Annotated in this window: 12 protein-coding genes; 6 read left to right on the forward strand and 6 right to left on the reverse strand. The window is 73.0% G+C overall.

The features are described from left to right. Positions 1-14: 14 nt before the first annotated feature. Both ACYVO2_RS19565 and ACYVO2_RS19570 read right to left on the reverse strand, forming a co-directional pair. Positions 15-2330 (reverse strand): rhamnogalacturonan lyase family protein, encoded by a 2316-nt coding sequence (locus ACYVO2_RS19565; RefSeq protein ID WP_461009175.1) that lies wholly within the window; start codon positions 2328-2330, stop codon positions 15-17. A 697-nt stretch (positions 2331-3027) separates the two neighbouring features. Continuing rightward, a complete protein-coding gene (locus ACYVO2_RS19570) occupies positions 3028-4098 on the reverse strand; it encodes a rhamnogalacturonan acetylesterase (protein WP_461009247.1) in 1071 nt (356 codons plus the stop codon). An 899-nt stretch (positions 4099-4997) separates the two neighbouring features. Between ACYVO2_RS19570 and ACYVO2_RS19575 the strand changes: the two genes are divergently transcribed. Further along, a complete protein-coding gene (locus ACYVO2_RS19575; RefSeq protein WP_461009176.1) occupies positions 4998-6335 on the forward strand; it encodes a poly(ethylene terephthalate) hydrolase family protein in 1338 nt (445 codons plus the stop codon). A gap of 240 nt (positions 6336-6575) precedes the next feature. Here the strand turns inward: ACYVO2_RS19575 and ACYVO2_RS19580 are convergent, their stop codons facing one another. Together ACYVO2_RS19580 and ACYVO2_RS19585 are read right to left on the reverse strand one after the other, a co-directional pair. Beyond that, positions 6576-6923 carry a barstar family protein gene (locus ACYVO2_RS19580; RefSeq protein WP_461009177.1) on the reverse strand — a complete coding sequence of 116 codons (348 nt, stop codon included), beginning with the start codon at positions 6921-6923 and terminating at the stop codon, positions 6576-6578. 329 nt (positions 6924-7252) lie between these two features. After that, positions 7253-8311 (reverse strand): phosphotransferase family protein, encoded by a 1059-nt coding sequence (locus tag ACYVO2_RS19585; RefSeq protein WP_461009178.1) that lies wholly within the window; start codon positions 8309-8311, stop codon positions 7253-7255. A gap of 301 nt (positions 8312-8612) precedes the next feature. Between ACYVO2_RS19585 and ACYVO2_RS19590 the strand changes: the two genes are divergently transcribed. The 5 genes from ACYVO2_RS19590 to ACYVO2_RS19610 all read left to right on the forward strand — a co-directional run bounded on the left by ACYVO2_RS19590 (position 8613) and on the right by ACYVO2_RS19610 (position 19073). After that, positions 8613-11207, forward strand: a complete 2595-nt coding sequence (locus ACYVO2_RS19590) for a type 1 periplasmic-binding domain-containing protein (RefSeq protein WP_461009179.1) — start codon at positions 8613-8615, stop codon at positions 11205-11207. 127 nt (positions 11208-11334) lie between these two features. Continuing rightward, positions 11335-12786, forward strand: coding sequence for an immunoglobulin-like domain-containing protein (locus ACYVO2_RS19595; protein ID WP_461009180.1), 1452 nt, complete (start codon positions 11335-11337; stop codon positions 12784-12786). 208 nt (positions 12787-12994) lie between these two features. Next, positions 12995-13153, forward strand: a complete 159-nt coding sequence (locus tag ACYVO2_RS19600; protein ID WP_461009181.1) for a hypothetical protein — start codon at positions 12995-12997, stop codon at positions 13151-13153. Positions 13154-13249: 96 nt separating this feature from the next. Further along, entirely contained in the window at positions 13250-15880 is a 2631-nt protein-coding gene (locus ACYVO2_RS19605; RefSeq protein ID WP_461009182.1) for a SpoIIE family protein phosphatase, read from the forward strand. A gap of 259 nt (positions 15881-16139) precedes the next feature. After that, positions 16140-19073, forward strand: a complete 2934-nt coding sequence (locus tag ACYVO2_RS19610; RefSeq protein ID WP_461009183.1) for a chondroitinase-B domain-containing protein — start codon at positions 16140-16142, stop codon at positions 19071-19073. Positions 19074-19290: 217 nt separating this feature from the next. Here ACYVO2_RS19610 and ACYVO2_RS19615 read toward each other — a convergent pair whose 3' ends face one another. Both ACYVO2_RS19615 and ACYVO2_RS19620 read right to left on the reverse strand, forming a co-directional pair. Further along, positions 19291-21450 (reverse strand): beta-L-arabinofuranosidase domain-containing protein, encoded by a 2160-nt coding sequence (locus ACYVO2_RS19615; RefSeq protein ID WP_461009184.1) that lies wholly within the window; start codon positions 21448-21450, stop codon positions 19291-19293. 61 nt (positions 21451-21511) lie between these two features. After that, positions 21512-23485, reverse strand: a complete 1974-nt coding sequence (locus ACYVO2_RS19620; RefSeq protein ID WP_461009185.1) for a glycoside hydrolase family 127 protein — start codon at positions 23483-23485, stop codon at positions 21512-21514. Positions 23486-23497: the final 12 nt, after the last annotated feature.

Raw genomic sequence — 23497 nt, forward strand, 5'->3', positions numbered from 1 at the left:
CGGCATGTGCGGCGTCAGCGCAGGTAGACGCTGGGCTGCGCCGGGCGGGTCATGCCGGCGCCGAGGAAGTAGCTGGGGTGCGGCGGCTGGTTGTAGGCGGTGTTCTGCCAGGCCAGCGCCACGCGGTACTGCGCGTCGTGCAGCAGGGTGTGGAGTTTCGTGGTGGTGGGGGTGGTGGTGGCGTAGATGCGCAGGGCGGCGTTGCTGCTGTGGCGCCAGATCACCTCTTCCCGCCAGTCACCGAACAGGTCGCCGGACAGGACGGGGGTGGACTTGGTGCCGTTGCTGGAGGCGACGCCGCTGCCGGTGAGCAGGCGGGTGTCGCCGCCGGTGCCGTACTTGTCGATGGTGGTGCCGTTGAGGAGTTCACGCACCGGGTCGGCGTCCCACCAGGCGAGGAAGTTGGCGGAGGACGGGTTGCGGCCGACGTTGCCGCCGGAGGCGTTGCGCAGTTGGGTCATGTTCGGGCCCGAGCCCCAGAACTCCGCGCCCGGGTTCCCGGCGTGGATGTCGGCGGCCACCCCGCGGCCGGGACCTTCGGAGCCGCTGGTGGGGGTGCGGTGGATGACCTGGCCGGTGCGGGCGTCGTGCAGGTCGGAGCCGGGCTGGTTGCCGGCCTCGTGGATGGTGAAGACCTCCAGGCCGGTGCGGGAGGGCACGAAGTCGCCGACGTGCAGGGCGTCGCCGTGGCCGAAGCCGGTGGCGTACATCAGGCGGCCGTTGTCGTCGATGGTCGCGGAGCCGTAGACGATCTCCTGGCGGCCGTCGGCGTCGACATCGGCGATGGACAGTTGGTGGTTGCCCTGGCCGTAGGCCGCGCCGTTGCCGGAGGTGTTGGAGTCGAAGGTCCAGCGGCGGGTGAGCCGGCCGTCGCGGAAGTCCCAGGCGGCGATGACGGCGCGGGTGTAGTAGCCGCGGGCCATGATCAGGGACGGGCGCTGGCCGTCGAGGTAGGCGGTGCCGGCCAGGAAGCGGTCGGCGCGGTTGCCGTAGTTGTCGCCCCAGGAGGAGACGTTGCCGCGCGGCGGCTCGTAGTTGACGGTGGACATCGCGGCGCCGGTCTGGCCGTTGAACACCGTCAGGAACTCGGGCCCGGCCAGGACGTAGCCGCTGGAGTTGCGGTGGTCGGCGCCGGCGTTGCCGATGACGGTGCCCTGCCCGTCGCGGGTGCCGTCGGCGGTCTTCATGGCGACCTCGGCGCGGCCGTCGCCGTCGTAGTCGTACACCTGGAACTGGGTGTAGTGGGCGCCGGCGCGGATGTTGCGGCCCAGGTCGATGCGCCACAGGCGCTGGCCGTTGAGCCGGTACGCGTCGATGTAGACGTTACCGGTGACGCCGGACTGGGAGTTGTCCTTGGCGTTGTCGGGGTCCCACTTGACGATGAGCTCGTGCTGCCCGTCGCCGTCCACGTCACCCGGGCTCGCCTCGACCGGCGTGTAGCCGGAGCCGGGGACCTGGAGGGGCACATCGAGGTAGTTGCCGCCGGTGAAGCGCAGCGAGGGCTCGGAGGCGGGCTGCTCGACGCCGCCCAGCACCGCCCGCACCGTGTAGGAGGCGTCCGAGGGGGCGCCGTTGTCGAGGTAGTTGGTGGAGTCGGTGATCGGGGAGCCGTTCACCTTGGTGCCGTTGCGGTAGACGTTGAACGCCGTGTCGTAGCCCTCGGTGCCCAGCAGCCGCCAGGACACCAGGTTCCCGCTGCCCGAGCGCACCGACACCAGACCCCGGTTCACATCCTCCATCTGCACGGCGCCGCCGACCGGCGGGTCGGGGTCGGGGTTGCCGCCGCCCACGCGGACGAGCTGCCACTGCTGGTTGGGGCCGTCGTTGTCGGTGTACTGGGAGAGGCGGGCGCCGTCCGCGGTGGACCGCTCCCACACATCCAGCGCCTTGCCGCTGTGGCGGTTGATCAACTGCACGTGCCCGCTGTCGGTGTCCACGACGCGGAACTGCTGGTTGGCGGCGTTGCTGTCGGCCCACTGGATGACGTTCGCGCCGTCCGCGGTGGACAGTCCCTCGATGTCCAGCACCTTGCCGCTGTGGACGGACTTGACGCGGTAGTGGCCGTCGCCGGAGTCGACGAACTGCCACTGCTGCGCGGTCCGGTCGTCCCGCGACCACTGGACGATCGACGCTCCGTCGCTGGTGGACGCGTCGCTCACGGACATGGCCTTGCCGCTGTGCCGGCTCACCAGCACATAGGACGCGCCGGGATCGATGACGGCGGCGTGCGCCCGCGACGCGGGCAGGGCCACCAGCGTCGCGGCCGCCAGCAGCACCGCGAGCAGGAACACGGCCGGCCCGCGCATTCGTTGCAGACTTCGGTCGAGCATGTGCGGCTCCTTGAGATGGACTGACAGAGGCTCGCGCATCCCGGAGAGAGGTTTTGAAACGATTCATCAACGGGGATGCGTGAGGGAGGACCCGAGTCGCGCATGGGTGCGTGGGAGCGTTCCCAACGGAGGCTAGGTGGGGCCGTTCGGGAGCGGCAAGACCTGTGCACGGACTGTGTGTCGTAAATCGTTCGTTCGAGTGGGATCCGGTTGCCTCGTCGTGCTCGGCTCTACCGGAAGGGGTGGTTCACCTCTGCGCGGGGGCCGGTCGCCACCCGGAGCAAGGCGTGCTGCTGCCGGGTTCGCCCCTGGTCGGGGGCGTTCCCGGGCTTCCTGGGGCATGGATGGGCATGGCGCCTCGGGGCACTCCGGGTGCCTCGGCACCGTCCCCGAATCCCAACAGAAACAAAAGGCCGATTGGCCTTCCCACCTGCGCCCGCGGCTGAACGGCCGCCCTCGGAGAGTCGGTCCTGCGGCATGCCGGGCGGGCACCGGTGGCCCGCCGCCGGGTTGACCGTGCGCGCCGTCCGCGCCGCCGCCCCGGGCGGATGAGGAGCGTCGGCGGGTCGGGGTGTTCGCGCCGAGGCCCCGAACCGTCCGGGCGGCGCCGTGGTGGCGGGGCGCGACGCCGGAGGGTCCGGTGCCCCGCCCCGCCGCGGGCATGTCGTCATTCCCCTCCGGGCGGCCGCGGTGTCGGTCAGCGCAGGTGGGCGGCCAGCGAGAGCTGCTGCTCCCGGATCCCCTGGAGCATCAGCCCGGCGAACTGGGTGGCGCCGTACTGCGAGAAGTGGGTGTTGTCCGTGACCCCGTCGACGGAGGAGCGGAGGAAGAGCTGCGCGGAGGCGGACGGGCCGAGGGACTCCACCAGCGCCTTGCTCTTGGCGGTCAGGTCGATCACCGGCACCCGCTGCGCCGTGCCGACCGAGCGCATCTCGGCGGGCAGGTTCACGCCGACGCCGTTGACGTGCAGCGCCGTGGGCGTGAGCCGGTTGCCGTCGAACAGCCGCCGGACCGGTGGCGTCACCAGGACCGGGACGCCGCCCTTGGCACGGACCTGCGTGATCATGGAGGTGAGGTTGTTCCGGTAGGCGGAGGCGCTGGTCTGCTTGTCGTTGTGGCCGAACTGGATGAGGACCAGGTCGTTCGCCCTGACCTTCGACAGCAGCGCCGGGAAGAGCGCCGAGTTGCTCAGGAAGCTGCCCGAGCTCTCCCCCGAGTCCGCGTAGTTGGCGATGACCGCGCCGGGGCGCACCGCGGTCGTGATCATCTGGCCCCATCCGGTGTACGGGGCTGTCGGCTGGTCGCACACGGTCGAGTCACCGGCCAGATAGGCGACCAGCGGCTGGGTCGCCGGCTTCACCGAGAGGGCCGAGACCTGCGGACCGGCCCCCGTGAACCGGATGTCCAGACCGGGATTGCCGGTGCCGCCCTGACCGGTCGGCTGCCCCTCCGGCTGCCGCACGTTGACCGTGAACGAGTACGTGGCCGTGGTTCCGGCCGCCGTCCGCGTCGCCGGAAGCATCAGGCGCCGGGCCTCCACCCACATCTCGGTCTGTCCGGCGGACGCGCCGCCGATGGACACCGTCACGTCGTAGTTCCCCGGAGCGACCGCGTAGCGGCAGGTGATCGGCGAGGTGCCGGAACAGCCGGCCGGCAGGGCCTGCGCCCCGGCGCCCCCCGCGTGCGCCGCGCCGTGGCCGGCCAGCGCCGCGGCGGTCAGCAGGCCCGCCGTCCCCAGCCGGACCCCACGCTTCCCTATGAATGACATGCTCACATCAATCACTGTCCCATCCTTGTCCGAGGAGGTGCGCCGATCGAGGTCCACGGCCCGTCACCCGGGGGCCGCCGGGCGGAGGAGCCCCGGGGCGGGCCGCGCTTGCGGGCGACGCGTCACCCGATGAAGTGACCTTGGCCCCGCCAGGGCCGTTTCCCGCGCGGTCAGGTGGTCGTGGCGGCCACGGACGCGCCCGGGCCGCGGGCCGCACTCGCCGACCGGGTGCGTCGGCGAGCTCTCTCAAGTGGAAGGGTGCGGGGGCTCCCCGACGAGCCGCCGGCACTTCACGCAGCTTCCCGATCGCGGACCGCACTGTCAATCACCGGTCGTCAACCTGCGGGTGGCCGACACGACGCCGCATCGCCGGAACGCGCCTCCGCCCCGACCGCCGCCCGCCTGCCGCGTGGAGGGAGTCGCCCCAGGTCGGACACGGTCGCACAGGGGTTTCGGAAGTCACCTCCCGCCGGACTGGAGGAGTCACCCCTCATCCCCGAAACCAAACATGATCGAACAATGCAGCGGACAGAATGCTTGACGACCAATCATCGCCTTCTTACGCTCGCAGCGCATGGGAACGTTCCCAAACCGGTGGACGACCGGCCCCCTCGCCCCCCGAGGATGCCCCGTTCGCCCATCCCCCCACGACACCCGTCCGAAGACATCGTGACCGACTCGCACCGGCACCCCCGGGCCGCGCCGAACCCGCGGCGCTCCGGCGCCGGTCGCACCGCCGGCTGATCGGCGGCATCACCGGCCGCCGCCCGGGCAGGGGCGGTCGGCGCCGATCCGCCGTCCGATCGGGACGCCGGCCGACTTGTCATGATCGCAACACACAGCGGGCCCTGCCGGCCTGCCTTCCGCGCGCAGGCGACGAGCACAAGGAGGACACACCGGTGGAATCGAGTGCCATCGAGGTCCCGGCGCCCGAAGAGGCCGGGGCCGGACGCGCCGGACCCCGTCCGACGAGCTGGCCGGCCAGGCTCGGCGCGGCCGTGGTCGGCCTGGTCACCGCGCTGGTCGCGGTTCAGCCGGCGTCGGCCGCGGAGAACCCGTACCAGCGGGGCCCGGACCCCACGGTGAGCAGCGTCGCGGCCCAGCGGGGAACGTTCGCCACCGCCGAGACGAGCGTGCCCTCCGGCAACGGCTTCAACGGCGGGAGGATCTACCACCCGACGGACACCAGCCAGGGCACCTGGGGCGCGGTCGCGGTCGTGCCCGGCTACACCGCCCGGTGGGCGGACGAAGGCGCCTGGATGGGGCACTGGCTCGCGTCGTTCGGCTTCGTCGTCATCGGCATCGACACCAACAGCCCCAACGACTGGGACACCGCCCGCGGAACCCAGCTCCTCGCCGCGCTGGACTACCTCACCCAGCGCAGCCCGGTGCGCGACCGGGTCGATCCCAACCGGCTCGGAGTCATCGGCCACTCCATGGGCGGCGGCGGCGCCATCAGCGCGGCGCTGCGGCGGCCGTCGCTGAAGGCCGCCGTCCCGCTCGCGCCCTTCTCGCCCTCGCAGAACCTGTCCTCCCTGCGCGTACCGACGATGATCATGGGGGCGCGGGACGACGGCACCGTCACCCCGTCCTACCTCGACGGCCTGTACGCCGGCATACCGGCCGCCACGCAGAGCGCCTTCATCGAGCTCAGCAGCGGCGGCCACGGATTCCCCACCTGGGGGAACTCGGCCGTGACGCGCCGCATGATCCCCTGGCTGAAGATCTTCATCGACAACGACACCCGCTACACCCAGTTCCTGTGCCCGTCCCTGGCCGACACCAGCGGCATCTCCAGGTCGAGGACGAAGTGCCCGTACGTGCCGCCCGGCACGACGCCCCCGCCGCCGACCGGCGGGCAGATCATCGGGGTCGCCTCCGGCCGCTGCGTGGACGTTCCGAACTCGTCCCAGAGCAACGGCACCCAGGTGCAGTTGTCGGACTGCGTGACCAGCGCCGGCCAGCAGTGGACCCGCACCGCCGCCGGCGAACTGCGCGTGTACGGCGGCAAGTGCCTGGACGCCGAGGCCAACGGCACCTCAGCCGGCACCCGGGTCGTCATCTGGGACTGCCACGGCGGGCAGAACCAGCGGTGGAGCACCAACGCGGACGGCACGATCACCAGCGCCCGGTCCGGCCTGTGCCTGGACGCCTACAACGCCGGAACCGCCAACGGCACCCAACTCGTCCTGTGGACCTGCAACGGCGGCTCCAACCAGAAGTGGACCCTCCGCTAGGACGGCACCGACCGAAGCCGGGAACACCGCACACCGAAGTGCCGGGCCCTCCGCCCGGCACTTCGGCCGCCACCCGGAACGGCCCGGTGACGCGCGGAGGCCCCGGCGGGGAGACGGGCGACGTCTCCGCTGTTCACGCCGCCCCGGGGCGGTCGCCGAGGTGCGCGGTTCGCTCGCGAGTCGGCGGCGGCAGGCGCCGAGGGCGGCTCGGCCGGTCCGTGAGCGCGTTCGCTCGGCGGCTCATCGGAGCGCGAGCGTGACGCCGCACCGTTGGAGGAGTCGCACGATCTCCTCGAAGTAGGAGAGCCGGCCCTCCGGGTCCTCCACGACGTCGGCGAGGGCGCGGCGCGCGATCTGGGAGTCGTGCCAGACGAGGGTGAACGGCGGGGCCACTCCGAATCCGCCGGCGAGGCAGTCCTTGAAGGCGTGCCACTCCCGGCCGAAGTAGCGGCCCGGGCCGAGCAGGGCCTCGGCGAGCGCGCAGTCCAGCCCGGGAGGTCGTGGCGAACCGGCCGTCGAGGTGGTGCTCGCCGCCGGATCGGTCCGGCCGGGGCGGGTCCGCGCGCCGCCGGGACAGGCCCTCGACATCGGCGCATGCTCCCCGCTCCCGCCGTCGTCCCCGCGAGCAGTTCGAAGCGCGGCGCCCGCGGGCGTACCGGCATCCGCTCCTCGGTCCTGACGCCGGCGCCCAGCACGACGTCGTACCGTTCCGGGTCGGCGGGGTGGGGCCGGTGCGCCGGTCGATGGTGAGGATCTCGCAGCGTCCTGCGGCGTCGCCGGTAGACGCCGTGGCCCCGACCGCCGCTCACGACTGGCTTCCGGGCGGCGGGCTTCCGGCGTGCGGGGTGCCGGGGGTGGGCGGCGCGGACCCGCGGCCCCCCGGCCGCGCGACCTCACCCAGGGTTCACACAGGCCTGTCAGTACCGGGGCCGCGCGCTGTGCGCGGGCAGTGGGCGCAGGGTGGGCCATCGTTCCAGCAGCCGTACGGCCAGGGCCGCGCTGAGGCGACCGAGTGCGCGCAGACGGTCGTGGCCGCGGGTCAGGTCGGCGACCACGCCGAGTCGGTGGACGAGGCGTTCCCGGGCGGAGACGTGGCCCCACTCGAAGTCCTCCGCGGGTACCCGTGCGAGGTGGTCGACGGACTCGCGGTGGGCGCGTTCGACGAGCGCGTCGCCACGGATCAGCCACCCGGCGCAGGCGTCGGCGAGATCGCCGGGAACGTCCCCGCCGGTGAGGCCGCGCCAGGTGGCACGGTAGACGGCCTCGGCTTCCGCGAGCGGCGCGCCCGTGACCGACATCGCGCACCAGCAGGTCGGGAAGCCGATGCGCAGGTAGGCGAGTTCGACCAGGCCGTTGCCCAGCGACGCCTGCTCGAAGTCGACGAAGCGGACGCCGCCCGCGGTGCGCAGGTCGTTGCCGGGGCAGGGGTCTCCGTGCAGCAGCGCGTGGTGGGGCGCCGGGTCGAGCCGGTCGATCAGGCCGGCGAGCTCGTCCGGCGCTCCCGGTGGGACGGGGACGCCGAGGGCGCCGGCGAGCGCGAGGAAGGACTCGGCGTCCGCGGCCGTCGGCCCGGACCAGGCGGGGAGCGCTCCCGCGTCGGCCGGGCCGGTGAGCGCGTGCAGCCGGGCGAGGGACTCGGCGTAGCCGGGCATCCAGTCGTCGGCCGCGCCAAGGTCGTCCAGGTGTTCCAGGACCATCACCCGCGACGCCGCGTCCGTGCCGAGCAGCGCGGGCGCGACGGCCGGCCGGGTCGCCCGTGCGGCGAGCCGCAGCGCGGTGACCTCCCGCGCGAAGCGCGCGTCCGCGTCGGGCCCGGTGCCGCCTCCGTCGGCGATCTGTTTGACGATCACCCGGCCACCCCCGCGCAGGTCCACCCGCCACACCCGGGAGCGCGGACTGCTTTCCAGGACCGCGGCCCGCGCGGGGCACCCCACCGCGGCCCGCAGCTCGCCACTGAACGGCACCCGGGTCGGCATGGGGGTCAGCGTAGCCCTCCGCGGCACGGTCACGGGCACGTCGCCGAGGACACCGCTGCGGTCCCGGGGTCGGCGGGCTCCGGGTGACGGAGGTTCCCCGGCGGGCCGGAATCGCGGCGTTGCCGTCAAAGCGGACAGTAGGCGCCGAACCGGTACCACGGGCCCGCGCGTCTTGATGAGATTGAGGAAGTGCGTGACTTGAGGACAGGGGGAGTCTTCAATGGTCTTACCGAGTGGCAGGTTCGAAGGGTTTCCGGACGACACGGGAGCCGTCGCTTTCGTACGTGAGTTTCCATCGGTCGTGGCTCCGGGAAATCGCAAGGAGCTGGCGACCAAACCGCCGCTGGTCATTCTGCGGGTGCCGGACAACGCGCTCGCGCACGAGCGCGGTGTGCAGCGGGTGGTGGAGGCGCTGCGGCAGTCGCTGGACCACAACGGGCGGCTGGCGCCCTATGCGCACGTGCCCGCGGCGCCGGACTCGGTGCTGCTCTCGGAGCGGGTGTGCCTGGGCCTGCGGGCTCCGCAGCACATGACGCCGGACCGCTACCCGAACTTCTGGGTCATGCGGGACCTGGTCGCCCGCATCCGGGAACACCCCGGGCGGTGGCCCGGGCTGCGCGCCGAGGAGTTGCGGCAGCACGCCTGCGATCGGGAGCAGGCCGAGCAGCGGGGTTGGCTGGGGCGGTTCTCGAGCAGCGGTCCCCCGGCGGACACCTTTCGCGGGTGGGTGATCCGCATCTGCTGGCTGTCGATCACGCGGACCCTGCCCCGGTGGGTGTGGTCGAAGCGGACTTCGCGCAAGGTGATGCGGTGGCTGGGCGGTCTGCCCGCGGCCGCGGGCGGCAGGGACCTGTTCACGGTGATGGACCAGGTCGCCGCGGTGCACGCCGTCCGGCTGGCCGCCGACCCCGGCCATGAGGAGGCGCTCGGTGAGCTGGAGGAACTGCTCACCCGCGCCCTCCTGGAGGACCTGAGCACGCCGCGGGTCGGCGGCGTCCTGCCCAAGCGCCGCCGCAGGACCGCACGGCCGGTGCTGCTGGTGGAGCTGCCCCCGCCCGGGGCGCCCGGCGCCCGAGCGGCCGAGCGCTTCCTGCGCGCCCTGCACCGGATGCGGGACGGCGCGCGGCGGCCGGGCCCGCTGGTCGTCGCCGTGGGACAGCCCTCCCCCGCGCTCCTCGCCGACCTGGGCGACCCGCCCGTCAGCGACTTCGCTCAGGCCGCGATCCGGCTCGGCCAGGACGGCCCGCCGCAGTTGGTCGCCTTCCAGGAGGAGGCGTTCGGCAGACCGGGGCTGCCCCTGCGCCCGGTGCGGCCCCGCAGGTTCCGCACCAGTTGGCGCACGACCACGTCGGCCGCCGCCGCGGTCATGGCGCTGGTCCTGGCCGGCACCGGCCTGGGCGTGGCACGGGCGTGGCCGGACACGGACCGCTCCTGTGTCGGCGGCAGCGACTCCGTCGCCGAGGGTGCCCTCAGCCAGCACGTCGACGTGCCCGTCGAGGACTGGTACAACGCGGCGGAGGAGGCCATCAGGAAGGAGAACGCGCGCGCCGAGGCATTCGCCGCCAAGGGCCGGACGGTGCGGACCGTGGTGGCCTTCGTGTCCAGCAGACCTCGGGGCGCGGACGAGGCACTGTTCGACGGGACGATCCCGGAGCTGCGCGGCATCGCGCTGATGCAGAAACACCTCAACGACAAGGCCCGCCACAGCAACGGGATCGTGCCCCTGCGCGTGGAGGTGCGCCCCACCGGCGAGAACTTCGAGAACGCCGAGGAGGAGGCCGAGGCGCTCGTCCGCGAGGTCCTCGGCGGGAGCGCGGCGGGGCACGAGGACCACGAGGACGTCGTCGGCGTGCTGGGGTACGCGCAGAGCCGGGAGGAGACCAAGGCCGCGCTCCAGGTGCTCGGCCGGGCGGAGATCCCCACTGTGGGAACCACCGCGACAGCCGACGAGATGCTCACGGGTGAGGCACGCGCCAGCTACTGGGCCTTCACCCCGCTGAACTCGACCGAGGCCGGGATCGTGGCCCGGTTCGCGCGCGAGGCGAACATCGTCGCCCAGCCCGGATCCGGGGACACCTGCTCCCCGGCCGAACACGCCGTCGTGATCGAGACCTCCGCCGACCTGTACAGCCGCAGCATCGCCGGCTTGTTCCGCGGGAAGTTCTCCGTCCGCCCCGGCGACACCCGGGTGTTCGACTTCAATCAGGCCAACCACTTCCCGGAAGCACACTCGGAGCCCGACGCGACGAAGGTGTCCGTCGCCGACACCCTGGCCACACACGTGTGCGAGGCGCTACAGGAGACACCGAACCCGGTCGTGTACTGGTCGGCGCGGTCCCGCGACTTCACCGCGTTCATCGACGCCATGGACGAGAAGAACTGCTTCGACCACCACGTGACGGTGCTCGGCGGCAACGAACTGACCAACGTGGCGATGACCGGGAAGTTCGCCGACAAGGACTGGTTGCGCCTGTACTACGCCGCGCACCGCATGCCGACCTCGGACGAGCGCGCGAGCAGGACGACCCGGCAGTTCGTCGCGGACTACGTCGACTTCGTGGAGGCGACCACCTCGGGAACCGACCCCTGGCGGCAGGACGGTCACTCTGCGGTGGCCTATGACGCGCTGCATGTGCTCTCCGAGGCGGTCAACGTGGCTCGGGGCAATGACGGGGCCGTCGGCCGGAGGTTCGTCCTGGCCGCACTCCGCAGGCCCATGTCGTTCGAAGGCGCCACCGGCAGGATCTCCTATCGGGAGAACACCAATGTGCCCCCCGAGGACAAGACCCTCGTCCTGCTGCGCCAGCTCGGACAGGAGCCGAAGGTCGTGCTCGCCTGCGGCGCCTACGACCCGAAGGCCGCCGAGCCGACGGAAGCCGGGGGGTGCCCGGGCTGACCACCGGCGGCTCCGCCGTGCGTGCCGGTTCCCTTGACCGCTCCCGGGGCCCGCTCCTACTGTTTGGCCGGTTTCACGATCACTGTTCGGAATTTCGAACAATGCTGCATCGTCGAGAGGACCTGACGTGAGTCGCGCCCGTGCCCGTTCCAAAGCCTGGCTGCTGTGCCTGCCGATGCTGTCCGCGGCTCTCGTCACGGCGCCCGGGGCGGCCGCCGAAGCGCCGCCGCCCCGAGCCGCCTCCGTCGCCGACTGCGAAACCGGCGCGCGGCAGGTGACCGGGGACGGCGCCGCCTGCCGGGAACGGCCGCAGCGGTCCGCCGGCATCCCCCTGGACCAGCGGCTGGACGAGGCCGCCGCCGCGCTGACCGTCTGGGACGCCGACGACGTCCGCGGCAACATCACCCTGCCGGACCGGGGCCTGCACGGCGCCCGGGTCTCCTGGAAGTCCTCCGCCCCGGCGACCGTCACCCGGACCGGCGAGGTGCGCCGACCCGCCCACGGGGAGCCGCCCGCCGCCGTGACCCTGACGGCGACCGTCAGGATCGGGCACCTCAGGACCGAGCGGCGCTTCGACCTGACGGTGCGCCCGCTGCCGCGGAAGGAGCGTCTGGAGGGCTACGTCTTCCCCTTCTTCGCCGGGGAGAAGTACGCCGACGGCGAGCAGATCCACTTCGCCGCCAGCCGCGGCAACGACCCGCTGCACTGGGACGACCTCAACGGCGGCAAGCCGGCCCTGACCTCGGCCCTGGGCGAGAAGGGCGTACGCGACCCGTTCATCATCCGCTCCCCCGAGGGCGACAAGTTCTACCTCCTGGCCACCGACCTCAAGATCCACGGCGGCCAGGGGTGGGACCACGCGACGAGGCACGGCAGCAAGCACATCGAGGTCTGGGAGTCCACGGACCTGGTCCACTGGTCCGAGCAGCGCCATGTGCGGGTCTCCGGCGACAACGCCGGCATGACCTGGGCACCCGAGGCGACCTACGACAAGAGGCTCGGCGCCTACGTCGTCTACTGGGCGTCGAACCTCTACAGCGCCGACGACCCGAACCACGAGGGCACCTCCCACACCCGCATGATGTACGCGACCACCCGCGACTTCCGCACCTTCTCCGAGCCCCGCGTGTGGAACGACACCGGCGCGAACGTCATCGACTCCACCGTCGTCCGCGACGGGGGCCACTACTACCGCTTCAGCACGGACGACGGCGTCGTCGGATCCTGCACCGCCGACATCGTGCTCGAGCGGTCCAAGTCCCTGACCGCGGTCGACGTGCCCGGCAGCAAGCCTCGCAAGTGGCAACTGGTGGACGACTGCGTCAGGACCGACTTCGGCATGGGCTGGCTGGAGGGCCCGACGGCCTTCAAGTCGAACACCGAAGACCGGTGGTACGTCTTCATGGACGAGTCCTCCGGCCGCGGTTACGTGCCGTTCACCACCCGGGAGCTGGACACTCCGAGCTGGAGCATCCCGGACGACTACGAGATGCCCGACCGGCCCCGGCACGGCACGGTCCTGCCGGTCACCAAGGCCGAACTCGACCGCTTCCGCGCCGCCTTCCCGCCCGCCGGCTGAGCCCGCGGACCGGGCCCGGCGACCGGGCCCGCCGACTGGGCCCGCCCGGCTCCGGCGGGCCCGCGGCGGACGCCCGGGAGCACGGCGGCGGCGTCGCGGGCGCGTCTCACACCGCAGACGGAGGCGCGCGCCCGGCCGCCACCGCGTAGACTCGTTGATCGTTTGCAGCTCCGGGGACGGGGCCCGGGACAGCGGGGAGGGGCAGGTCATGTCCGGCCAGAACGAGGCACCGATCTATGAGGGCCTGGTGCGGGAGCGCGGAGACGTCCTCACCGAGGTCCGCCGCGCCGCCCAGGAGGCGGACAGCGAGGTCGCCCAGGTGCTCGACTTCCGCCTGCCCCCGGTCACGGGACCGCCGGTGCGCTGACCTGCCGCTGGGCCGTTCGGGTGGCGGCGGGGCGCCGACCAGCGCACACGCCGCGGTGAAGCCGTGGCGCGGGCCGCCGTGGGGCACACTGAGCGCATGGGCAACCTCAGGCCGGCGGGGGCACCATCGCGGCGCTTCCCGCAGAGCCCGGGGAGCGCCGCCGCCGCGCGGCGGTTCGTCCGGGACTGCCTGGCCGGCGTCGCCCCGCCCATGGCGGACACCGCCGAGCTGCTGGCCGGCGAGCTGGTCACCAACGCGGTACTGCACGCGCGCACCGAGGTGGAGGTGGCCGCCTGGGCCCGCGACGGCAGGGTGGCGGTGCGGGTCGGCGACCACCGGCCGTGCCGCGGCCTGACACCGCAGGACTGCCACCCTCACGCCGGTACGGGGCTGGGGCTCACCATGGTCGAGCGGCTGGCCTCCCGCCACGGCGTGGACACCGGCGACCGGGGCAAGACGGTGTGGTTCGAGCTGTGGCCCGACGGGTCCGCGCCGCCGCCCTCCGGATGGGCGCCCCCGGCTCCGCCCGACGGGCCCGGCCGCACCGTGCGGCTGGTCGACCTGCCGGGCGCGCTGTACTCGGCCGCCCGCCACCACCGGCACGCGCTGCTGCGCGAGCTGCTCCTCGCCGCGGCCGCGGGCAAAGCGCTCGGCCTGCCCCCGGCGGACCTGGCCACCGCCCACGACACGAGCAACCTGATCAGCGCCCTGGTGCGGGCCGCGCTGGCGGGGCAGCCTGCCGACACGGGCGTCCACTCGCTGGCCCTGCCGATGCCGGCGGACACCGCGCCCGCGGTCCTCACCCTGCGCCGCGTGCTCGACCTGGCCGAGGAAGCGGCACGGGAGGAGCACCTGCTCACCCTGCCGGCCCTGCCGCAGTACCGCGTCTTCCACGCCTGGCTGTGCGACCAGATCGCCGGTCAGCTCACCGGCGGGCAGGCCACCGCGTGGACCGTGGTCCCCCGCGAGCCGGGCACCAGCCCCGCCGAGCTGCTGCCGTGGGACGCCGGCCATGTGACGGCGGGCCGGGTCCCCACCATCGCCGCCGACGACGGCAACCGGATCATCGCGGTCAACGGCCCCGCGGCGGACATGCTCGGCTGGCGGGCGGAGGACCTGCTCGGACGGCCGCTCACCACGCTCATCCCCGAGCACCTGCGCAGGCGCCACATCGCCGCGTTCACCTCCCTGCTGCTCACCGGCCGGCCCCGCATCCTGGGCCGGTCCGTCCCCCTCCCGGCGCTGCACCGCGACGGCCGGGTGGTCCCCGTCCGGCTGTTCATCCAGACCCAGGAGACGGCCGACGGCCGCACCGTGTTCGTCGCCCAGCTCTCCCCCAGGGCGCCGGCCCCCGTCCCCTCGACCCGCGCCCCCGGCCCGAGCCGCCACGCCGCGCCGCGGGAACCGGGCGGGCCGCGGCCGGCCCCGGAACCCCGGGGGGCCACGGGCAGCGGCGCGGCGGGCATGCCGGCGTTGGAGCGGCTCTCCCTGCTGGCCGACACCGGCAGCGCGCTCAGCAACACCCCGAGCCTGGACGAGGGGCTCCGGCAGGTGGGCCGGCTCCTGACGCACCGGCTGGCCGACTGGTGCGCGGTGGACCTGCTCGACGAGCACGGCCGGGTGGACCGGGTCTGCGTCGTCCACCGCGACCCCCAACGGCTGCGCCCCGGGGCGCTCGAGGGCGGGCTCCCGCCGGTGTCGCAGGCCGCGCGCGGCCCCCTGGCCCGCGTGCTGCGCGGCGCGGGCCCGCTGCTGCTCACCGAGACCCCGATCCCCAGCCGGTCCCTGAGCCCTCTCGACGCCCACTACCGGCGGTTGTTCGAGCACTTGGGCGCGAACAGCGCCGTCATCGCCCCGCTGCGGGCCCGCCGGGAGATCTTCGGCGCTCTGACCCTGGCCCGGGTCGGCGGCGAGCGGCCGTTCACCGAGGACGACCTGCCCCTGGTCGACGAGCTGGTCCGCGGGCTCGCCCTGGGAGTGGACAACGCCCGGCTGTACCAGGAGACCAGGAACATCGCCCAGCGCCTCCAGCGCTCCCTGCTCCCCGTCCTGCCCGAGGTGCCGCACCTGCGGCTGTCCGCCCGCTACGCCGCCTCCTCCACCACCGCCCAGGTCGGCGGCGACTGGTACGACGGCTTCGTCCTGCCCAGCGGGGACACCGCGCTGGTCATCGGGGACGTCGCCGGGCACAGCCTCGACGCGGCCATCGCGATGAGCCAGTTGCGCAGCATGCTGCGGGGCATCGCCGTCGACCGGCAGGAGCCCCCCGAAGTGGTGCTGCACCGCCTGGACATGGCGAACCACAGCCTGTACCGGGAATCCACCGCCACCTGCATCTACGGCTTGGTCAAGGGCTCGGAGGCCGGGCCGTGGGAGCTTCAGTACGCCTCCGCCGGGCATCTGCCGCCGCTGCTGACCACCGAGGACGGCGCCACCCGCTACCTCGAGGAGGGCGCGGGTCTGCTGCTGGGCCTGGACCCCGGCATGCCCCGCGTCCGGGCCCGCGCCGTGCTCCCGGCCCACTCCACCGTGCTGCTGTACACCGACGGTCTCATCGAACGCCGCGGCGAGTCCCTCGACCACGGCATGGCCCGGCTGCGCCGGCACGCCTCCGCGCTGGCACGCGAGCCCCTCGACGTGTTCTGCGACGAACTCCTCATCGGACTGGGCGCCGACAGCGCCGACGACATCGCCGTCCTCGCCCTCCGCCCGGCCCCACCGGACTGACGGCGGCCGGGCCGGCGTGTTCGGTTCCGGCGCCGTCGCCCGGCCCCGGCCGTTCCTACCGTCCGTTTCCCGGGACCCCTCCCAACACCCGCCCTCTACGGTCGCGCCTGATGTCTCACGGCTCGGGCAGCGCGACAGGTCCGGGGCCGAGGAGGAGAACGCCAACAAGGAGGACGACCCCGTGCGGCACACCCTGTCAAACCCTCACCCAGCCCACAGACACAGGCAACTGCCCCTGGCGGTCGCCGTCCTCGTGACGGTGATAGCAGCACTCCTCGCCACCCCCCACACCGCCCAGGCCGCCAGCGTGGAGATCACCCCCTCCGCCACCGCCGTCACCGCCAGCACCCACGACGGCAACCTGCCCGCCAACACGGTGGACAACGACCACACCACCCGCTGGTCCGGCAAAGGCGACGGCGCCTGGCTGCAACTGGACCTCGGCACCACCAAGACCGTCAGCCACGTGAAACTCGCCGTCCACCAAGGCACCACACGCCAAAACATCTTCGAGATCCAGTACTGGAACGGCAGCACGTGGGTCACCACCCACAACGGCCGCACCAGCGGCACCACCACCAGCCTGGAAACATTCACCTTCACCCCCGTCCAGACCACCAAGATCCGCTACCTCGGCCACGGCTACACCGCCCCCACCGGCACCGGCGACTGGAACAGCCTCACCGAGGTCGAAATCTGGAGCGGCGACGGCGACGGGAGCACCCCGACACCCGGAACCCCCGTGAAGGTGCCGGTCGGCGGCACCGCCGTCACCGCCAGCACCCACGACGGCAACGTGCCCGCCAACGCGGTGGACAACGACCACACCACCCGCTGGTCCGGCAAGGGCGACGGCGCCTGGCTGCAACTGGACCTCGGCACGGCCACCACGGTCAGCCACGTGAAACTCGCCGTCCACCAGGGCACCACACGGCAGAACGTGTTCGAGATCCAGTACTGGAACGGCAGCACGTGGGTCACCGCCCACAACGGCCGCACCAGCGGCACCACCACCAGCCTGGAGACGTTCAGCTTCACCCCGGTCCAGACCACCAAGATCCGCTACCTCGGCCACGGCTACACCGCCTCCACCGGCACCGGCGACTGGAACAGCCTCACCGAGGTCGAGATCTGGACCGGCGACCCGGGCAACGGCGGCGGCGGCGAGGTTCCGGCCGATGTGCTGGACCTGGGCAACTGGAAGCTGCAACTGCCCATCGGCGCGTCGGAGAGCCCGACCGAGATCAAGCAGCCGCAGCTCGACAGCTACTCCCACGACCCCTACTTCATGGTCACCGGTGACGCCGTGCAGTTCCGCGCCCCGGTCAACGGCGTCACGACCAGCGGCTCCAACTACCCGCGCTCGGAGCTGCGGGAGATGACCAACGGCGGCACGACCAACGCCGCCTGGTCCTCCACCTCCGGCACCCACACCCTGACCGTCCGGGAGGCGTTCACCCACCTGCCCGAGGGCAAGCCCGAACTCGTCGGCGCCCAGATCCACGGCGTCGAGGACGACGTCACCGCGCTGCGCCTGGAGGGCTCGCGGCTGTGGATCACGGACGGCGACAACAGCAACCACCACCTCATCACCGGTGACTACGAGCTCGGCACGGTCTTCGAGGTCAAGTACGTGGTCGGCAACGGCGAGATCGATATCTACTACAACGGCCAACTCGAAACCACCCTGGACCACTCCGACCCCACCAACTACTTCAAGGCCGGCGCCTACACGCAGGCCAACTGCACCAACTCCTCCCCGTGCAGCACCAGCAACTACGGTGAGGTCGAGATCCACCAAGTGAGCGTCACACACGGCGGGGACCAGGGGCCCGGCCCGGGCCCGGGTCCGGTCCGCACCGTGAACGTCGCGACGTCGGCCCAGTTGCAGACCGCGTTCGGCGCCGCGCAGGCCGGGGACCGGATCGTGCTCGCCGACGGGCAGTACACGATCGGCAAGATGTCCGGCAAGAACGGCACCGCCACTCAGCCCATCACGGTCGTGGCGGCCAACCGCGGCCGGGCAGTGATCAATAACGGGCAGCTCGAGGTCGCGAACTCCTCGTATGTGACCTTCGAGGGCCTGAAGTGGACGAACAGCAACACGTTGAAGATCACCAGTTCCAACAACGTGCGCCTGACCCGCAACCACTTCCGGCTGACCGAGGAGTCCTCGCTGAAGTGGGTGCTCATCGGCGGGGCGAACAGCCACCACAACCGGGTCGATCACAACCTGTTCGAGGAGAAGCACCAGCTCGGGAACTTCATCACCATCGACGGGTCGGAGACCCAGCAGTCCCAGTACGACCTGATCGACCACAACCACTTTCGCAACATCGGCCCCCGCGCGCAGAACGAGATGGAGGCCATCCGGGTCGGCTGGAGCGAGATCTCCCGGTCGAGCGGGCACACCGTCATCGAGTCCAACCTCTTCGAGAACTGCGACGGTGACCCGGAGATCATCTCCGTGAAGAGCAACGACAACATCGTCCGCCACAACACCTTCCGCGCCTCCCAGGGCACGCTGTCGCAACGGCACGGCAACCGCGGCACGTTCCACGGCAACTTCTTCTTCGGTGAGGGGAAGTCGGGGACCGGCGGGATCCGCGTCTACGGCCAGGACCACAAGATCTACAACAACTACTTCGAGGGCCTGACCGGCACCGGCTACGACGCCGCGCTCCAGCTCGACGGCGGCGACGTGGACACCTCGGGCGCCCTCAGCGCGCACTGGCGCGTATACCGGGCGACCGTGGTGAACAACACCTTCGTGAACAACGTGTCGAACATCGAGATCGGCGCCAACTACAGCCTCGCCCCGGTCGACTCGGTCATCGCCGACAACGTGGTGACCGGCAGCCAGGGCAAGCTGTTCAACGAGCTCAAGAAGCCGGTGAACATGACGTACTCCGGCAACATCGCGTGGCCGACCGGGTCGGCGGCCGTCGGGGTCACCCAGCCCGCCTCCGCCATCAGGCCGGTCGACCCGCTGCTCGTCCGCGACGGGTCGGTGTACCGCATCGGCGCGGGCAGCCCTGCGATCGACGCGGGCGTCAGCCGATCGTTCGTCACCGACGACATGGACGGCCAGGCCCGCACCGGGGCCCCCGACGTCGGCGCGGACGAACGCTCGTCGGCCGCGGCCGTCCGGGGGCCGCTCACCGCGACCGACGTCGGCCCGGGGGCCCCGTAGCGAACGCGGCGGCGCACGCGGGCGGCGACCGCCCGGGGCGGTCACCGACGCGGGATCCGTTGATGCCGCGTCGGTGACCGCCAGGCACCTGCCGGGTGGGGAGGGGAGGCCCGGCAGGGCGCGGAACGGAACCGGGAGGGCAGGGCTCCGCCCCAGGTCTTCATGGCCCGGGCCCTTCGTGGTCCGGGGTGGAGTCCCGGCTCTTCGGGGGGCGGGGTCAGCTCGGCCGTCCGCGCCCGAGGCCCGCGGCGGCCGCGGCGGCGACGACGCGGTCCCGTTCGGCGCGGGTGAACCGTCCCTCCGACAGCCATCCGTCGGCGAGGGTGCGCACCGCTCCCACGAAACGGCCGGAGGTCGCGAAGGGCGCCTGCCCCCACAGGACGTCGAGGAAGGTCAGGCCGTCACCGCGGGAGCGGTTCGGTACGCCGGAGTCGGCCGCGCCGAACACCACGACGGGCTCGGCGCGCCTGAAGTAGGCGTGGTAGCGGGCGTCGTCCGCGATGTGGAACGGGGCCAGGGTCAGGCCGTGCGTGGTGAAGTGCATGGGGCGGCCCTCGGGCGCGATCGCGTCGGCGAGGTCGCCGCGGAGCGTGAAGTGCCGGTAGAAGGAGAACGCCTGGAACCGCGTCTCCTGGCTCCGGGCGACGAGCAGGACCGGCCCGAGGAACAGCGACTGGACGGCGGGGTCGTCCATGGCCCGCTCCACCCGCAGGCGGTAGGGGGCGGAGACGGCGACCCGGTCGCCGCGCTGCCAGGTCCTGCTCAGCGTGAGATGGCTGCCGGGCACCGCCTCGACCGGCTGCGGGACCCCGTTGACCGTGACGGTGAATCCCGCGGTGGCCCAGGAGGGGACCCGCAGCTTCAGGTCGAGTCGGCCGCCGCCCTCACGGAAGGTGAGGGTGCGCACCCCTTCGGCCGGGTAGTCGCTCGTCTGCTCGATGACCAGGCCCCGCTCCGGCCACCGCAGCGTGGAGGCGAGGTACAGGTTGACGTACAGCGCGCCGCCGTCGGCGGAGCGGAAGTAGATGGAGTCCTGGTACTTGGTGTGGTTCTCCATGCCGGTGCCGCCGCAGCAGGTGCCGGTGTTGCCGTACTGGCGCGCCACCCCCGGGCCCATGCCGACGAAGTAGGTGACCTCCGGGCTGTCCGCGCCGGGCGTGTCCCGGCGGGAGGCGAGGATGTGGTTGGTCAGCCCTCGCTCGTAGTGGTCCAGGTACGCGGGGTCGGCGTCGTGGAAGAACAACTGCCGGCTGAGCTTGAGCATGTTGTACGTGGCGCAGGTCTCGGCGTTCTTGTCGTCCAGGGTGGACGCGATCGCGCCCCGGGCCCGGAACATCTCGCCCTGCCCGGTGCCGCCCAGGCTGTACGTCCGGGTGCCGGCGACCATGGTCCAGAAGTTGCGGGCCGCCGCCGCGTAGCGCTCCTCCCCCGTGTGGTCGAACAGGCGCAGGTAGCCGGTGAACTGCGGGATGTGCTGGTTGGCGTGCCTGCCCTCCAGGATGTCGCGGTCGCCGGCGCAGGCGTCCAGCAGCGCGGTGTTGTCGAAGCAGCGGGCCGCGGCGAGGTGCTCCTCCCGGCCGGTGAGGGCGTACAGGTCCGCCATCACCTCGTTCATCCCGCCGTACTCGCCGGCGATGTAAATCGACCACATGCGTTCCAGTTGGGCCTTCGGCAGACGGCCGAGGCGGCTGTGCACCCAGTCGCCCATCCGGGCGGCGATGGCCAGGGCCTGCGGGTTCCCGGCCAGGGTGTACGCGTCGAGCAGACCGCGCATGATCTTGTGGCAGGTGTAGTACGGCGCCCAGATGGTGGGGTACGTCGTGTAGCTCTCCAGCAGGATGAACTGCGTCTCCGGGTACGCCGCCAGGTAGCCGGGATGGCTGGGCTTCGGCGAGCCGTGCTCCGCGAGGGCCTGCTGGCACTCGCCGAGGGCGCCGACCAGGTGGTCGAGCTTGGCCTTGAGGGCGGCCTCGCCCGTGTCGGCGTACGCCTGGGAGACCAGGGTGAGGAAGTGGCCGCCGTAGTGGCCGCGCAGGTTGCCGTCGGAGGTCTCCCAGCCGCCGGGCGGCCGGGCGCCGCGGGTGTCGAGGCCCGCGTTGGCCCGGAAGACGGCCAGGATGCGGTCGGCCGGGTAGGTCCTGGCGTAGTCGAGCATCAGGTCGCGCTTGCGGCGGAAGGCACCGGCGCCGAGCGTCACCCCGCCCAGGGGGAAGGGGCGCACCGCCCAGTTGGGCGGGGCGGGCACGGGAGCGGACGCGGGCGCGGGCGGGGGCGCCGCCGCGGCCCGGCCGGTCGCCGAGGCGTGCGCCACGGGGACGGCGACCGCGGCGCCGGTGGCGAGCTTCAGCAGGCGGCGACGGGAGGGGGAGGGGGGCATGCTCGGACTCCGATTCGTCGGTCGTCGGCGGACAGCGGGGCGGACGAGCCTGGGTGCAGGGTCAGGGGGCGCGGTCACCTCCCGGGGGCGCGGTCCGCGGCCGGTTCGCCGGCAGCCACACGCGCATCGTCGAGGGCCCGCGGTTCGCCCAGGAGTGGTAGGGCACCAGGACGATCCCCGTCCGGTCGGCGGCGGGGGCGGCGGCCCGGTCGAGCGGACGGTACGGCCACGCGGCGCCGTGCGGCTCGCCGGGTGGGGCGAGCGCGCCGGGCGCGACGACGGTGTGGTCGGGACCGTCCTCCGGCTCGGCGGAGGTGTCCACCCGTACGGCGTCGACGTCGTGTCCGCCCGGCAGGTCCACGGACTCCGCGCAGTACACCAGGGGCCCGCGCTGGACGGCCACCGTGCCGCGCACGGCGTCGATGCGGGGGTCGGGCTCCACCCAGCGCGGTGCCACGGGCAGCTCCAGCCGGATCTCGTCGCCGGGCCGGAACACCCGGGTGACCGCGGCCGTGCCCGGGGCGACCCGGCGGCGGGCCCCGTCCGCGCCGACCAGCCACGCGGTGGCGCCCTCCGTCCAGGCGGGCACGCGCAGCGAAAGCGTCCACGGGTGGTCCGGGGACCGGACGACGCGCACGGTCGTGGTCCCGCCGGACGGGTAGTCGGTGCGGACCCGCAGCGCGACGCCGCGGCCGCCCGGGAGCGAGGTGGAGATCTCGGCGTCGGCGTACTGGTGCACCTGGACGCCGTGGTCGTCCGCCGTCGCCAGGTACGCGGGCAGCAGGGCCAGGGTCCGCGCGACGTTGGTCGGGCAGCAGGACACCGCGAACCAGGGCGCGCGCAGGCCCGAGTCGGCGCGCGGGCTCTCGGCGTCCGCCGGGGGCGCGGCGCCGCGGTGGCGGCGGTGCAGGGTGTTGGCGTAGAAGAAGGCCCGGCCGTCCTCGGAGGGGGAGGTCGCCACCACGTTGAACAGGGTCCGCTCCGCCAGGTCGGCGAACCGGGGCTCGCCCGTGGCCAGCAGCAGCCGCCAGCTCAGCATCACGGAGGCGACGCCGGCGCAGGTCTCCGAGTAGGCGCGGTCGGGCGGCAGCACGAAGTCGTCGCCGAAGGACTCGTCCCGGTGGTGCGCGCCCATGCCGCCGGTCAGGTAGGTGCGCCGGGCGACCGTGGCCTCCCACTGCCGTACGACCGCGGCGAGCAGGGCGCCGTCCCCCGTCTCGACGGCCACGTCCACGGCGCCGGCCGCGAGGTACAGGGCGCGGACGGCGTGCCCGCGCAGCACGGTGGCCTCCCGCACGGGCACGTCTTCCTGGTAGTAGGCGCGGCCGAACTCGATGTCGGCGAGCGTGCCGTGCCCGCGGCGGTCCACGAACAGCGCGGCCTGGTCGAGGTAGCGCTGCTCCCCCGTCAGCCTGGCCAGCTCCACCAGGGCCGTCTCGATGCCCGGGTGGCCGCAGACGCCCTCGATGCCGCCGGGTCCGAAGGTGGCGCAGACGTGGTCGGCGGCCCGCCGGGCCATCTTCGTCAGCTCCCCCTCCCCCCGGGCCCTGGCCTGGGCCACGCCCGCCTGGACGAGGAATCCGTGGCAGTACAGCTCGTGGCCCCATTCGAGGTCGCTGTGGCGGGGCCGCTGGCCGGGGCGGCCGAAGGCGGTGTTCAGATAGCCGTCCGGTTCCTGGGCGGGTGCGATGACGTCGGTGAGCGCGGCGATCCGGGCGTCGAGCGAGGAGCCGGCCCCGCCGCACGCGGCCTGCCAGGCCATGGCTTCGAGCAGCTTGTAGTGCTCGGAGTCGGCGAACTCGCGGCCGCGCCGGTCCCGGTGGATCCGGCCCTCGGCGGCGGCCCGGAAGTTGCCGGTCCAGCCGGCGCGCTCCATCCACTCGCGGCAGTGCTCCAGCGTGGCGGTGGCGTTGGTCCGCCGGCGCCGCGCCCAGAAGCCCCCGGTGATCCGGACCTCGTCCAGGCCGAGCGGCCGCAGTCGTCCCCGGGTCGGCGCCACCGGCAGGACGGGTGATCCCACTGTGTTCGCGTTCACCACTTCATGCCT

It is taken from the genome of Streptomyces capparidis (assembly GCF_054782095.1).

What these genes read in the sequence shown, in the direction of transcription:
- ACYVO2_RS19565 (WP_461009175.1), bottom strand. Translation starts at nt 2,330, where the DNA reads ATGCTCGACCGAAGTCTGCAACGAATGCGCGGGCCGGCCGTGTTCCTG.
- ACYVO2_RS19570 (WP_461009247.1), bottom strand. Translation starts at nt 4,098, where the DNA reads ATGTCATTCATAGGGAAGCGTGGGGTCCGGCTGGGGACGGCGGGCCTG.
- ACYVO2_RS19580 (WP_461009177.1), bottom strand. Translation starts at nt 6,923, where the DNA reads ATGTCGAGGGCCTGTCCCGGCGGCGCGCGGACCCGCCCCGGCCGGACC.
- ACYVO2_RS19585 (WP_461009178.1), bottom strand. Translation starts at nt 8,311, where the DNA reads ATGCCGACCCGGGTGCCGTTCAGTGGCGAGCTGCGGGCCGCGGTGGGG.
- ACYVO2_RS19600 (WP_461009181.1), top strand. Translation starts at nt 12,995, where the DNA reads ATGTCCGGCCAGAACGAGGCACCGATCTATGAGGGCCTGGTGCGGGAG.
- ACYVO2_RS19605 (WP_461009182.1), top strand. Translation starts at nt 13,250, where the DNA reads ATGGGCAACCTCAGGCCGGCGGGGGCACCATCGCGGCGCTTCCCGCAG.
- ACYVO2_RS19615 (WP_461009184.1), bottom strand. Translation starts at nt 21,450, where the DNA reads ATGCCCCCCTCCCCCTCCCGTCGCCGCCTGCTGAAGCTCGCCACCGGC.